The sequence below is a fragment of the Dyadobacter sp. HNCC25DJ184 genome (assembly GCF_056895215.1).
The window spans coordinates 63109-76503 of the sequence record NZ_JBXHAQ010000023.1; the positions used below are offsets into that span (position 1 = coordinate 63109).

Below are 13395 nucleotides of genomic sequence, written 5' to 3' on the forward strand. Positions count from 1 at the left end.
TATTTTCGCAAAGTCAGGTTAAACAGATCTTCAATATCTTTTCCGATTCGTCGATGTAAGTTAAACCATTGCCCGAATTCGTTTCTATTTTCTGTAAAAAGTCTTTCATCTGATCCCTGAACATGTCGTTTCGTTGAAAATCAGGTAGGGAAGTTTTTTCAGGTTTTTGATTATTTTGATATACAATCATTTCATCGTCAAAATAATTGATCTGAACTGAACCGTTTTCAAATACAAACCGATACCATCGGCTCGGAATCTTTTCATGAAAATTGAGATGGCAATGTGCGGTCACTCCATTTTGATATATCAATGAAATATCTGCTGCAGATTCCACGTCGATTTCCAGTGAAGACGAATAGTTTTTGATTGTTTTCCAGTGGTCCACCTGACTGCCAGCCAGCCAGTTCAAAATATCAATATCGTGGCTGAGCGTCAGAGCGGCCCCGCCACCAAGCTCTTTCTTGGCAGCATACGACTCGCGGTAATCTTCCCATGGATGCCAATCAGGCAGGTATTCGCCCCAGTAAGATTGCATGGAAACTAATGGTCCATACGTTTTCTTTTCAATATGCCTTTTCAATTGAAGGAAAAAAGGATGATATCTGAGCATATAGGCAACCTGAAGTACGATATTGCTCCTCTCGGCTTCCTGTCTGAGTAAGGTTATTCCAGCCAATTCATGTGAAAGTGGTTTTTCCACCAAAACCGGGATCCTTTCTTTCAAACAAAATAAAGCCTGTTCAATATGCTGACTTGTCGGTGTACAGATTATTGCAGCTTTCGGTTGAAAATCAATGACTTCTGAATAGAAGACGAAGGTTTTCAAAGATCCTCCGATATTTCGGAATGGCAGTTTTCGCTGGCGATATACCGCTAAATTTTGATAACCCAACTCCTGTAAAATACCTATATGCCGCTCTCCGATGGAGCCAGCGCCGAATATGACAATAGGACTTTCAGTTGAAATCATGAGTCGAACTTTACACAATCATATTTTCTAATCAACTCTTCTGCTCGTCTGAAACTCACGATTTCGTCAATATCAACCGCAAATTCCTGTTCGATGATATGTGGAAGAATATGGCGTCCGGACATAGATTTTTGTTCCGTTATTACCTCCGTTTTGATAACATCCAATGTTCCGATCTGCCAGTAAATTTCAGGCAGCTTTTGCCTCGGTTGGTTGTAAGGCTCCTCAAAATCCGGGTGTGTCAGCAACGGCTGCATGGGTTTCTCCGAATCAATAACATTCCACATTTTATACGGTGTATGAAAACTTTTGGTAACAATTCGCAGACTGTCGAATCTCGAATTCGTCAGCTTTTGAATACAGCTTTCGATCATCTCAATGGTTCTGAAAGGCGAAGTTGGCCGTAACTGAACGACATAATCCGGAATGTAATTTTCATGCTCGAGCAGCCATTGCAGTGCATGGCTGAAAACTTCCAGATCAGTGCTGAAATCGTCAGAAATAGCTGCCGGCCTAAGGAAAGGAACTTCTGCGCCAAATCGTACGGCTTCCTCTGCAATGCGCTCAGAATCAGTGGAAACGATTACCCGATTAATCGAAGGCGAGTCGATCGCAGCTTTTATACTGTAAGCTATTAAAGGATATCCGGCCAACGGAAGAATATTTTTATCGGGCAGACCCTTGCTACCGCCGCGCGCAGGAATGATGGCAAGTATTTTTTTTGTCACGCGGTCCGATACTTTAACTTTTCACGTTGAACCTGCTCAATATCAAGTATTTGTGGTGATTTATAGGTCAAAGATTCATAGGTTTGATTTAAGTCCCTGATTAGTTTTTGTAAGCCGGGTACTTCCAGCGAAGCCGCATGATCTGTCCCTTTCCAGGTTCGGTCTTTGGTAAAATGTCGTTCAATCCATCTGGCTCCCAAGGTAAATGCCGCGATGTCCACACTAATTCCAAGATGATGCCCCGAAAAACCAATCTCCTTCACCCGTGACTCGTATCTGTCATATAAGTTCCTGATTTCCAGTAGGCATACGTCCGAAAAAGGAACGGGGTATCCTGAAGTGCAGCTATAGATCACCAGTCGATCTTTGGCTTGTCCAGTTTCTTCAAAATACTCAATAAAAGCTTCGGTTTCGTCGGAGGTAGTCATTCCGGTAGATATGTGGATGTCGCCGGCATATTGATCCCGCAGAAAACCAAGCATAGCAAAGTGGTTGTTGCATGCGGACGGGACTTTGATAAAATCCGGATTTAATGCCGCGATTTCGATGGCCGAGGTCAGGTCCCAAACAGAGGTACTGTATCCGATTCCGATGCTTTCGGCGTATTGCTTTAATTCGGCATGTTGGTCCTGCGTAAATTCGAGGGCTTCGCGATGTGCTCCATATGTGTTCCCATATGCATTATATGGGTATGGATGCGGGCTGTTATATTGCTCCTCACTCAGCAATTCCGAATTATTCCTTTTCTGAAATTTGGCATATTGCGCTTTGCAGTCCTTCGAAAGGCGAATCAACTCTTTTGCAATTTCGAATTCGCCTTTGTGATTGCACCCGATTTCAGATATTACTTTGGGTAACTTGTAAACAAAAGAAAACATAGGCCTGATTTTCTGATTGTTAATGAAGAACTCTTTTTTTGATTCTGCTATTTTTTTTGAAAAAACTTCCTAAAACTGCTTTTAGATTTTTGAGTATAATATCCGTTGTCACGGTAAGAATAGTCATAACGATAACGACCTCGCCCCTGATTATAGCCTGATCCTGAGGTGATTCCCGTGTGAAGGGCGTCAGGGTAATAATCATTGATGACGATGTCAATCGACGGAATATTGTAGTCTTTTGCCATCTGAGCCGCGAGACTATAAGATTCTTTTTCCGAATATAACCATCTAATGATGAATATCACATGGTCGCTTCGATGAAGTAAAGGAATACTGTCAGCCACGAGTCCGACTGGGGCAGTATCCACCAGCACAAAATCATAATTATCCTTGCAAAAATTGAGAAACTCTTCGAAAACAGGCTTTTGCAAGAGTTCTCCCGGGTCGAACGGCTGGATTCCGGAAGGGATATAATCCAATCCGGGAATAGAGGATTTTCTTATAGTTTTTGTCTTGTCTGTCTCTTTTCCTGACAGATAATCGCTCAATCCGCTCCGGTTATCATCATCAAAATAATGATGAAGTTTTGATTTACGAAGGTCAGCGGCGACGAGGATGACTTTTTTCCCAATTTTATTAAGGGATAACGCCAGGTTGATCGATACGAATGATTTCCCTTCGCCCGATTTTTCGGAAGTGATCACCAACAACTTTCCGGCTTTTCCATGCTGCACGGCCAAATTGCTTTTGGTAAAGCTAAGCTTTGTCCGGATAGTACTAACCGATTCAGTAAATATGCTCCGATTTGCCAAAAACAGCTCTTTATCTCTTCCCGTATCGGTCAGTTTGTCCGGAAAGTGATAGAGAACGCCCAGCAAGTTTGTTTCCGGGTGCGATTCTATTGCCTGGATATCGGTGAATTTTTCATTGTTAACGCGCGCAAACAACACAGATCCAACGCCTATACATAGTCCGAAAAAGAGAAAAAGCACAATCACCTGGAAGGACTTCGGCGACACTTTATCAATGTCGGGTCTGGTAATTACGACGAATGACGGCAACATCCCGGCTCTGACGATTGATGATTCAATCTCCTTATTCAAGAGCTGGGAATAAATATTTTTGTTGACTTCGAAAGTACTCTGGAGATAGAGGTAGTTTTTTTCCAGGCTCGGAATCTGGTTGAAACGTTTTTGAAACGAAGCAATACTCCGCGACATGATTTGATCCACACCTGTTATTTTCTGTTTCTGAAGCGATATATTGTCGAGTATCTGTGCGCGATATTTTTCAAGTTCTTCATCAATATTTTTTACGGCGAGCGCGTTCGGGCTGTACTTTAACAATAACTCTTTTCGCTTGGACACTAATGTGTTGAACTGCCCGAGCAGGCCCACTAAAATGCCGTCCGTACTGGCGTCCAGGCCCACCGACAGGTAGTTAATCGGCTCAAAGGTGCTACCCATGTTTTTTTCCAGGAGCGTGATATATTCCTTTTGAATCTCCAGTTTCTGCCTTTCCTGTTCCAGGTCCCGCAATTTACCGGTGATTTCACTCGCCGAACTGCTGATATCCAGCACCTGATTGTGCTGCTTAAATAGTTCCAGCTCCCGGGCGGCGATTTTCAGAGAGTCGGAATAAATACCCAATTGGCGGTTTATAAACCGGAGCGTAAGATCAGACGACTTCTGTTTTTGTTTGATATCAAACTCTTGATAAGCCTCCACAAGCTTTGTCAGAAAGTCGGAGGTATATCGTTTGTTATGGTGCTGAAAAGACATGCTGAGCACCGGCATAGCTTCCTCCACCTCATTCATATCGATTCGGGAGATGAAGTCTTCAGCTTGTTCGGAGAGCTGGTTGTATACGAACTCAAACTCCACGCTCGATTCAACATTTATCGAATCTACCTTAAAACTCAGACCCGGCACCGATATAATTGCTCCATCGCGAAGGGGCAGGGGAGTATCGCTTTCTTCGGATCTGAAGCTAAGTTTCAGATCACTATCAATAAAAAACGAACCTGGAATATATTTTCCCGGGTCATAAGATATTACCTCCAGCTTTAGTGGAAGAACCGGATAAACATCAAATTTCCGAAGGTCTTTCAGCCGATAAAATGAAAAAGAATTATTCATTTTCGATAGCGCATTTTCCACTACCTCCTGTGATCTTACATTAAATTTTTCGGTTAAATAATCGGTATTCCCAGCGCTGAAAATATAAGTTGGTTTTGCATTTGTAAGCTCATCTAACTCCGATTGGCGCTCCAGATATTTTAGCGTTATAGACGCAACATATTGAGGAACAGCGAATTTTAGGTATGCATAACAGATGATGGCAGAGAGAATTAACGAACCCACAATCCAATACCATCTGCTTAAAAAAACCATCAGTAGTTTTTTTATATCAACAGACTCCGTATGGCTCAACAACCCTTCGAAAAAGGCATTTTCCGTTTTGGTATTCGTCATTTATATTTATTAAAACTCGTTACGGTTTAATAGTGGCAATGAGGAAAGTTCTGAAAAATAAGGATTTTGTACTGCTTTTAAAATATGTTGGTACTGAGCGGCTCTGTGTAAGTCGCTACCCACTGCCCTAATCTTGCCTTGACGAATGAGAAGTTCGGCCATTTCCTGCTCCATTGGGCCATAAACACCAGCAAGCGATAATAGATTGACCTGAAAAATTACACCCATTTCATAAATCTGATCGTAAATCTTTTTGTTCTCCCACCATGTTCGGTATCGTTCGGGATGGGCAAGAACGGGTTTATATCCTTTGGACAGCATCAACGCGAGAATCTCGATAAAGAAGGGCTGCTCTTTTCTCATGGATGTTTCTACCAAAACAAACCGGTCAAAGAGAGGAAGTATTTCATCTTTCTCCAATAACGACACAAAATAATCGTCCCCGAAATATTCCGCGGCATATCTTAAACTCAAATCAGGGTAAAGACTTTGGCAAGGAGTGGATATAAGTTCGAATGATGCCTCAATCGTCTGTTTATCATTGAAAAAAAGGTCGGAACGAATATGTGGTGTAGCGACGATAGTTCTTATGCCGGCCTCGTAGTGGTGGGCAACCAACGACATACTTTCTTCCACAGAACGGGATCCGTCATCTATGGAAGGCAGGACATGAATATGCAAATCTGTCCCCAGATCACCAAGTAACGATGTCGTTTCGATGTTTAGCGGGTTAAATTTAAAATCAAAACCACCATGTTTAGCACAAGGAATACTGGCTGTACTATTGCAAATGTGCGTTGCGTTCTGGCAGCTCGTACCACACTGGCCGTTGGTGGTATATAAACGATATCATTATCAAAAACCGGCTGATTCATAATTAGGGGATCAGCCAGCACTTTAAAGTCGTATTCAATAACGCGTTGTGAGGTTCCTTCTCCGCGTATAATCTGAATGACATTTCCTGCCTCTGAATACTTTACTCCGCCTGAACGGGCAAGAATTTCACCAAGCGATTCATATTCTTTTTCCAAAACGACAAGACCTTGCGTAACAACAGCACCCAGCACTTTCACTCTGAGATTTGTGACATGCGTTTCAAAAATGGGTTTGCGGATAATGTCCTTGTAAAGAATGGAAAGCGTATCTGATATCCCCTGTTGCGTGAGGCCAACGACCGTCACCTTCCCGATTTCCGGAAGACCGATTTGTCCATTGAAGTCAACGCTCAAATTAAGTCCCTCTCCTTTATTTCCGCCCGAACTGGCGGAAGGTTCCGGAACGAGGTCTGATATCCAGTTCAGGTTTTTGATCAGGAGTTTGTCTCCGGGTTTTACCTTGTAGTCATCCGTATTCGTTACGGTGATTTTGGGATCGAGTTGGAAGTTTGTAACCGTGGGAACGACCTGATTTGTGCGACATGCCGCCAGACAGAGTACCATCAACGAGAAGAATACGAATGTCTGGACGTGACGCATTTTTAATGGGTTAAATGTCAATCAAATTTTTTCCTCAAAATGAGTTCTGACCTTCTTCAATGCAGAGCCTACAACCTGATGCATGTCATAGTAGCGATATTCCGCCAGCCTTCCTCCAAATATCACATGACTTTCCTTTTGAGCAAGCTCCTTGTATTTGTTGAAAATGGCAGTGTTCTTGTCGTCATTGACAGGATAATAAGGTTCAGCGCCCTTGGTCCATTCTTCGGGATATTCGTATGTTATTACCGTTTTGGGCTGAGTCCCAAATTCGAAATGTTTGTGTTCAATAATACGCGTAAACTTGGTTTCCCCATCCGTGTAATTAACGACGGCGTTGCCTTGGTGGTTTTCCTTATCGAGTAAATGGTTGTCAAACCGAAGCCCGCGATACTCAAGCTGCCCATGGCAAAAATCGAAATATTCGTCGATCGCGCCGGTGTAGACAATTTGATCAGCCAGTTGACTAAGTTCTTCACGATGGCTGAAAAAGTCAACGCCCAGGCGCACTTCAACACCCTTTAACAGACCTTCTGTGAGTTTGTTATACCCACCAATCGGAATACCCTGGTAGCGGTCATTGAAGTAGTTATTATCGAATGTAAACCGAACCGGTAGTCTTTTGATAATGAAGGCAGGCAGCTCCGTAGCCTTGCGGCCCCACTGCTTTTCTGTATATGCCTTGATCAGTTTTTCATAGATATCCGTACCAACGAGGGATATTGCCTGTTCTTCAAGATTTTTAGGCTCTTTGATATTTGCCTTTTCAACTTGTTCCGCAATCTTCGCTTTCGCTTCCTCAGGAGTTTTTACTTTCCAAAGTTGGTAGAAAGTATTCATATTAAAGGGCAGATTATACAGCTCGCCGTTATAGTTTGCAACCGGGGAATTGGTGTAGCGGTTAAACTCAACGAAAGAGTTTACATAGTCCCAGATCTCTTTATCATTCGTGTGGAAGATATGAGCTCCATACTTGTGGACGTTAATACCTTCGACATTCTCGCAATAAATATTCCCTCCTGTATGCTCGCGTCTGTCTATGACCAGACAATTTTTTCCTCTTTTAGTAGCTTCGTGTGCGAATACCGAACCCCAAAGCCCGGCACCAATAACTAGGTAATCGTAATTTTTCATGGAATAAATGACGTGATATTCAAGACATCACATGGTTAATAGCTGTGTGCAAATCTAATGAATCAAAATGAAAAAAGGCCCCCCGTTTGGGGGCCTTTCTCTTTTCTTATATGGAGGTTGAATTACGGAAGTAATTTCAACTCAACACGGCGGTTTTTAACAAGACCATTTTTAGTGGCGCTGTCTGCTATTGGTTTGAATGAACCGAAGTAGTCAACAATCACTTTGCTTGGATCAGATAGACCTGCATCGTTCACAAGGAAGTTTTTAACAGCTTCCACACGACGGCGAGACAGAGCTACATTGTAACGGTCTGACGAGCGACGATCTGCGTGACCTGCAAGTTGCAGACGGCATCCGTTTTTGTTCATCAAAGCAGCTACGTTTTTCAACATTTCCTGGAACTCAGGTTTGATCACGTTTTTGTCAGTATCAAACTGAACGTTTGCAAAGATTTCGCTACATGCAGCACCTGTTGCAAGTGCATTTTTCACGTAAGAATCAAAGTCAAGAACACGTCCGCTACCGTCAACGATACTTCCTGCAGGTGAATTAGGCTCTTTATCGAAGAAGTCAGAAACACCGTCACCATCTGTATCAAGTAACAATCTCGGGTCGATATCTTTTGGACGGTTTGCTTTTGCAACTGAATCCATTTCTTCAAGCGTAAGGATCTTAGCAGCTTTTAGCAAAACACGTGGGTCAGTGTAACGAAGGTTGTAGTATCCGCCTTCATCAGGTCTGTAATCCCATTTGCCATCCACTTTTTTAACTTTCAAAGGTTTCTTACCCAATTTGTATGTCAACTGGATTGAACCGTAACCATATTGATCCAGTTCCGAATTACCTTTTCTTGATGTTTTTTGATCAGCAATGCTGAATCCGTCACCAGGGTTTCTTGAAAAGTCACCACCGTAAGTAGCGTCGATATAATCAGAATTGGTATGGTTCAAACGGAAATCAAGTCCCAAATCAAGTCTTGGGGTCAACTCGTAGTTAATATTAAGACCGGTTGGAATAACCCAGTCATTTTTCTTTCCAGTTTCGCGAAGTGTAACACCTCCTGTAAGATCATATGCAGTTGCATCATAAAATACCTGACCGAAGCCTACATATGCGTCTATTTTCCAACGCTTCATTTTGTTTGGTCCAAGTAGCAATCCTTTAAGGTTCACAGTTCCAGACAAAGTAACGTCGCCATAATTTCCTTCGAAGTAACGATTGTAGTTACGTCTCTTCATCCCTCTCAAGTTACCGATAGTCCCGTCGAGACGAGCTCCGAATAAATATGAAAGTTGTTTGTTAATGGTAATTCCGCCCTGGATTGTTCCTGACTCTTTGTGGCTATCCGATGTAGTTTTTGAAACCGGCCAGAAATCATATTCACGAAGGTCTCCAAAGAACATGCTTGGCCCGAAGTGTGCGGAAATAGACCACGTATTCATTTTGTAAGGACCATCGTAGCTTGCCTTTGGATTGTAGTCTGGTGAAGTCGTAGTTACAACGGGTTGTGCAAGTGCGGGTAGTGCAATTAACGTTCCCAAGGCAAACGAACTAATCATCTGGGATACTTTTTTCATACTATTCAAGTTAGCGTTTTTAAGATTGACTAGGAATTGATCGATTGAAATCAATTAAGTAAAAAAACATTCATGGCTAGATGGCAATTTACCAATAGGCCTAGTTGCCACAAAAATATGTTATCAATATCATTTAATCAAAGGACATTACACAATAATATAAACTTTTGTTATTATTTTAAATAAAAACCGCGTTTCTGGCCCTTCTTTTTGTAAAATTTATAGACGCTGCATCAACTTCACGACCATTTCAGCCTTCCACGTCGCGAAAGTTCCATCTATAATTTTTTCCCTTGCGGTATTGACCAGCCAAAGGTAAAAAGTTAAATTATGTATGCTGGCAATTTGCGCTCCCAGCATTTCTCCTGATTTTACGAGATGCCTGAGGTAACTTTTACTATAAAAGGTACTGGCATAGCCCCCAAGATTCAGATCAATCGGTGAAAGATCATCTTTCCACTTTTCGTTCTTGATATTGATGATACCTTCAGTGGTAAAAATCATGCCATTCCTCGCATTCCTCGTTGGCATTACACAATCGAACATATCAACTCCAAGCGCAATACATTCCAATATATTCTCGGGAGTACCAACGCCCATGAGATACCTGGGCTTATTTTTAGGCAAAATATCGCAAACTACTTCGGTGAGTTCGTACATTATTTCAGCCGGTTCACCCACAGAAAGCCCGCCGATCGCATTTCCTTCCCGATCCTGCGACGCAATTACTTCCGCCGATTGCTTTCTAAGGTCTTTATATACACTGCCTTGCACAATTGGAAACAGTGTTTGATTGAAATCGTAATGCGGTGTTGTGGCGTCGAACCTTTCGCAGCAACGCTTCAGCCAGCGGTGCGTCATCTCCATCGAATTTCGTGCATAGGTATAATCGCACGGATAGGGTGTACACTCGTCAAAAGCCATAATGATATCTGCGCCTATTTTGCGCTGAATGTCCATTACGTTTTCAGGTGTGAATGTGTGGATGCCGCCGTCAATGTGTGACTTAAATACCACACCTTCTTCTGTGATCTTTCTCCCGGTTCCCGCAAGTGAGTAAACCTGATATCCGCCGCTGTCTGTCAGTATCGGGCCGGTCCAGCCGTTGAATTTGTGCAATCCGCCGGCTTTTTGAAGAATATCAAGTCCTGGCCGTAAGTATAGATGATAGGTGTTACCAAGTATAATCTGGGCTTTGATATCCTCTTTTAATTCCCTTTGATGAACCGCTTTGACTGTACCCGCAGTGCCTACCGGCATAAATATGGGAGTCTGAATAACCCCATGGTCGGTCACGATTTCGGCGGCACGTGCTTTCGATCCCGGGTCTTCAGCTTGTAGTGTAAATTTCATGTAACTGGACTTGTTGATTCCGCAAAAATAAGAGGTGTTGGTCTAACATTCCTGTCATGACTGTATATTTGTACTTATTTTGCAAAAATATCAATACAACACTCTTCTATTGTGACGGAACCTTTACTGTATGTGCTGAGCGGATTCGTCCTGATTCAGCTCTTTTATTACCTGTTCTTTTTTACGAGACTGGCTTTTTATAGTAAGACAACAAATTATATTTCTGAGTATCCCGGTGTTACAATTTTAGTTTGTGCGTGGAATGAGAAGGAAAATCTGACGGAGCTGATTCCTATTTTGGACAATCAGGACTATCCTGAGTACGAAGTAATTTTGTTGGACGACCGGTCGGACGATGGAAGCGAGGACTATATTCGTGGTAATATTGGTAAATGGAAAAAGATCAGGTATCTGCGCATCAATGACCAATTTGAGCATGTAACACCCAAAAAGTACGCGCTCACCGTGGGGATGAAACAGGCAACTTATCCGGTAGCCTTGATGACAGATGCGGATTGCCGGCCTAATTCCAATCACTGGATCACCGCCATGGTATCTCAGCTTAGCGACTCGAAGCAAATCGTTCTCGGTTTTTCACCCTATTTCAGAGGAAGTGGATTGTTGAATTGGTTTATTCGTTGTGAAACCTTCTATACCGCAGTTCAATATTTGTCTTTCGCGCTGGGCGGGGTGACTTATATGGGCGTTGGGAGAAATATATTGTACAAGCGCTCCGTGTTTTTTGCCAATAAGGGATTCTACACACACCGGAAGGTATATGGAGGTGATGACGATATATTCCTGAACGAGGTGGCTACGCGTCAGAATTCCACCATATCTGTTGATCCGGAGTCTTTTGTTTATTCCAAGCCAAAAACGAATTGGGGTGAGTGGTATCGTCAGAAAAGAAGGCATCTGGCGGTAAGTAAATTGTATCGTACCAGAAATAAGATATTGCTGGGACTATTATCCCTGGCGCATGTAGGGATCTGGATTGTTGGAATGGCGGCACTGATCACGGGGATTGTGAACAAAGACATTTTATGGCTGGAGATATTATCCGGCATATGGCTTGGCCGTTGGGTCATTCAGTTGTTCCTGCTTTCCCTTATCAACAAAAAGCTGGATCGAACCATGGAATGGTTCAGTTTTCTACCAATGGATTTTGCACTATTTATTTATTACGTGGTGTTTGGTGTGATCACCATCACCAGAAGAAAGCCAAGAAGATCGTGGAGCTAATATTACGTTATTTTCCGGACATGACCGATGTACAAAAGGAGAAGTTCGGAATGCTGGAAGAACTTTACAACTTTCACAACGCGCGGGTGAATGTTATATCGCGGAAGGATATTGAAACCTTATATGAGCGTCACGTGCTGCACTCATTAGGTATTGCCAAAGTGATGGAGTTTAAATCCGGGACTTCCATTTTGGATGTGGGGACAGGTGGCGGGTTTCCGGGCATACCGCTTGCCATCCTGTTTCCCGAAGCAAAGTTTCATTTGGTGGACAGTATTGGAAAAAAGATCCGCGTGGTACAGGAGATCGCCAGTCAGCTCGACCTGTCGAATGTGAAGGCTGATGCGGTGCGGGCAGAGAAGCTGGAAGATCAGTATGAGTTTGTGGTAAGCAGGGCAGTGACACGTCTGCAGCCATTTGTGGGATGGGTAAGAAACAAGATCAGCAGAAATTCATTCCATCCGTTGAAGAATGGTATCCTGTATTTAAAAGGAGGAGACCTGACAGAGGAGATTGCCGAGCTGGGGCAAAAAGTAAAGGTTTACGACCTGGCCGAATTTTTTAAAGAAGAATTCTTTGAGACGAAGAAGGTGGTATACGTACCTTTGTAACTTTTAGACATAATAAGATAACCATATATAATGATGAACCAACGTTTCAGTGCCAGTGGGTTGATGAACCCGTTTTTTCCTGATGAAGTATCTTTCGGGGACAAGGGCGTGACATTTAAAGTTAGAAAGCTATTCAGAAGCACCGACAACTTTGTGTTTTATACCGATATTTCAGGAGTAGAGATTGAGAGCGGCGTCTTTTTTTCGACGATAAGAGTGATACCACGGATGCGCCCGGAAATAATTATCAATAATTTTACGAAGGGAGATGCCAAGAAAGTCAAGGAGTTAATACTTGAGAAGGTGCAGTTGTAAGAATTTTTTTGGGTCAATACTTGCGCTGTATTGATCCTTGCCTTACATTTGCACCACAATTCAGACGAACGGTCTGAAAAACGATCCCGAATAGCTCACAAACCGTTTGCCGAACGGTTAGAGAATCTGACAAAATCAGATTGGATCAATGAGCAAGATTCCCGAATAGCTCAGTCGGTTAGAGCATCTGACTGTTAATCAGAGGGTCGCTGGTTCGAGCCCAGCTTCGGGAGCCTGAAAAATCAAGCACTTATCATTTAGTTGATAGGTGCTTTTTTTGTTTAATCATAGAATTGCGAGATTCAAATTGGGATCCATGATCAGGGATCAAATCAAAAAGGATCAGTCCGAAAAGTTAGGCGGCAAATAAAAAGTACTTTTTTACATTGAAACGTTCTGTTAACACATTTAATAATTGATCCTCCAAAACCAGAACGAAAGGGAGTAAAGAAACTAGAAAAAATCAATAAAGTTGTCTGCCATTAGGTTGGAGTAGAATTCAGTGTACTTGGAGGAAGGTTTATGAGATTTCTGTTTTTTCAAAAATTAAGATTCAGGGTGTTTCATTTATACTCAATAATAGTTGACTTGAATGCGGGTATTAATACATTTTAACTTTGTTAAGTATA

General features: G+C 42.5%; 12 protein-coding genes and 1 tRNA gene. 4 read left to right on the plus strand and 9 right to left on the minus strand.

Annotated elements, in window-relative coordinates:
• Positions 1-13: 13 nt before the first annotated feature.
• From AC1XUD_RS25185 to tgt, 9 genes are all read right to left on the minus strand, one after another.
• Complete coding sequence (locus AC1XUD_RS25185) at positions 14-973, minus strand: Gfo/Idh/MocA family protein (RefSeq protein ID WP_483363814.1); 960 nt, start codon at positions 971-973, stop codon at positions 14-16.
• Positions 970-1701 (minus strand): acylneuraminate cytidylyltransferase family protein, encoded by a 732-nt coding sequence (locus tag AC1XUD_RS25190; RefSeq protein ID WP_483363815.1) that lies wholly within the window; start codon positions 1699-1701, stop codon positions 970-972. Before AC1XUD_RS25190 ends, AC1XUD_RS25185 begins: the two co-directional genes overlap by 4 nt.
• Complete coding sequence (locus tag AC1XUD_RS25195) at positions 1698-2579, minus strand: N-acetylneuraminate synthase family protein (RefSeq protein WP_483363816.1); 882 nt, start codon at positions 2577-2579, stop codon at positions 1698-1700. The genes AC1XUD_RS25190 and AC1XUD_RS25195 overlap by 4 nt, the downstream gene beginning before the upstream one ends.
• A gap of 47 nt (positions 2580-2626) precedes the next feature.
• Positions 2627-5056, minus strand: a complete 2430-nt coding sequence (locus tag AC1XUD_RS25200; RefSeq protein WP_483363817.1) for a GumC family protein — start codon at positions 5054-5056, stop codon at positions 2627-2629.
• Between the two features lie 9 nt (positions 5057-5065).
• Positions 5066-5737: a tyrosine-protein phosphatase gene (locus AC1XUD_RS25205; RefSeq protein ID WP_483363818.1), complete on the minus strand. Its 672-nt coding sequence runs from the start codon at positions 5735-5737 to the stop codon at positions 5066-5068.
• Between the two features lie 41 nt (positions 5738-5778).
• Positions 5779-6531 carry a polysaccharide biosynthesis/export family protein gene (locus AC1XUD_RS25210; protein ID WP_483363819.1) on the minus strand — a complete coding sequence of 251 codons (753 nt, stop codon included), beginning with the start codon at positions 6529-6531 and terminating at the stop codon, positions 5779-5781.
• A gap of 21 nt (positions 6532-6552) precedes the next feature.
• Positions 6553-7665, minus strand: a complete 1113-nt coding sequence (gene glf, locus AC1XUD_RS25215; protein WP_483363820.1) for a UDP-galactopyranose mutase — start codon at positions 7663-7665, stop codon at positions 6553-6555.
• Between the two features lie 122 nt (positions 7666-7787).
• Positions 7788-9245 carry an OmpA family protein gene (locus AC1XUD_RS25220; protein ID WP_483363821.1) on the minus strand — a complete coding sequence of 486 codons (1458 nt, stop codon included), beginning with the start codon at positions 9243-9245 and terminating at the stop codon, positions 7788-7790.
• A gap of 219 nt (positions 9246-9464) precedes the next feature.
• The gene (tgt, locus tag AC1XUD_RS25225) at positions 9465-10598 is read right to left on the minus strand and encodes a tRNA guanosine(34) transglycosylase Tgt (protein WP_483363822.1); all 1134 of its coding nucleotides are present in this window, start codon (positions 10596-10598) and stop codon (positions 9465-9467) included.
• A 111-nt stretch (positions 10599-10709) separates the two neighbouring features.
• On the opposite strand from tgt, the gene AC1XUD_RS25230 reads away from it, so the two are divergent.
• The 4 genes from AC1XUD_RS25230 (at position 10710) to AC1XUD_RS25245 (ending at position 12999) form a co-directional block, all read left to right on the plus strand.
• Positions 10710-11840, plus strand: coding sequence for a glycosyltransferase (locus AC1XUD_RS25230; RefSeq protein ID WP_483363823.1), 1131 nt, complete (start codon positions 10710-10712; stop codon positions 11838-11840).
• The gene (rsmG, locus tag AC1XUD_RS25235) at positions 11831-12451 is read left to right on the plus strand and encodes a 16S rRNA (guanine(527)-N(7))-methyltransferase RsmG (protein ID WP_483363824.1); all 621 of its coding nucleotides are present in this window, start codon (positions 11831-11833) and stop codon (positions 12449-12451) included. The genes AC1XUD_RS25230 and rsmG overlap by 10 nt, the downstream gene beginning before the upstream one ends.
• 33 nt (positions 12452-12484) lie before the next feature.
• Positions 12485-12766 (plus strand): hypothetical protein, encoded by a 282-nt coding sequence (locus AC1XUD_RS25240; RefSeq protein WP_483363825.1) that lies wholly within the window; start codon positions 12485-12487, stop codon positions 12764-12766.
• 159 nt (positions 12767-12925) lie between these two features.
• Positions 12926-12999 (plus strand) — tRNA-Asn (locus tag AC1XUD_RS25245).
• The last annotated feature ends 396 nt before the right edge of the window (positions 13000-13395 follow it).

Bases quoted from the DNA above. Each gene is read 5' to 3' on its own strand.
- AC1XUD_RS25195 (WP_483363816.1), bottom strand. From the start codon at position 2,579: ATGTTTTCTTTTGTTTACAAGTTACCCAAAGTAATATCTGAAATCGGG.
- AC1XUD_RS25210 (WP_483363819.1), bottom strand. From the start codon at position 6,531: ATGCGTCACGTCCAGACATTCGTATTCTTCTCGTTGATGGTACTCTGT.
- AC1XUD_RS25185 (WP_483363814.1), bottom strand. From the start codon at position 973: ATGATTTCAACTGAAAGTCCTATTGTCATATTCGGCGCTGGCTCCATC.
- AC1XUD_RS25240 (WP_483363825.1), top strand. From the start codon at position 12,485: ATGAACCAACGTTTCAGTGCCAGTGGGTTGATGAACCCGTTTTTTCCT.
- AC1XUD_RS25220 (WP_483363821.1), bottom strand. From the start codon at position 9,245: ATGAAAAAAGTATCCCAGATGATTAGTTCGTTTGCCTTGGGAACGTTA.
- glf (WP_483363820.1), bottom strand. From the start codon at position 7,665: ATGAAAAATTACGATTACCTAGTTATTGGTGCCGGGCTTTGGGGTTCG.
- AC1XUD_RS25200 (WP_483363817.1), bottom strand. From the start codon at position 5,056: ATGACGAATACCAAAACGGAAAATGCCTTTTTCGAAGGGTTGTTGAGC.
- tgt (WP_483363822.1), bottom strand. From the start codon at position 10,598: ATGAAATTTACACTACAAGCTGAAGACCCGGGATCGAAAGCACGTGCC.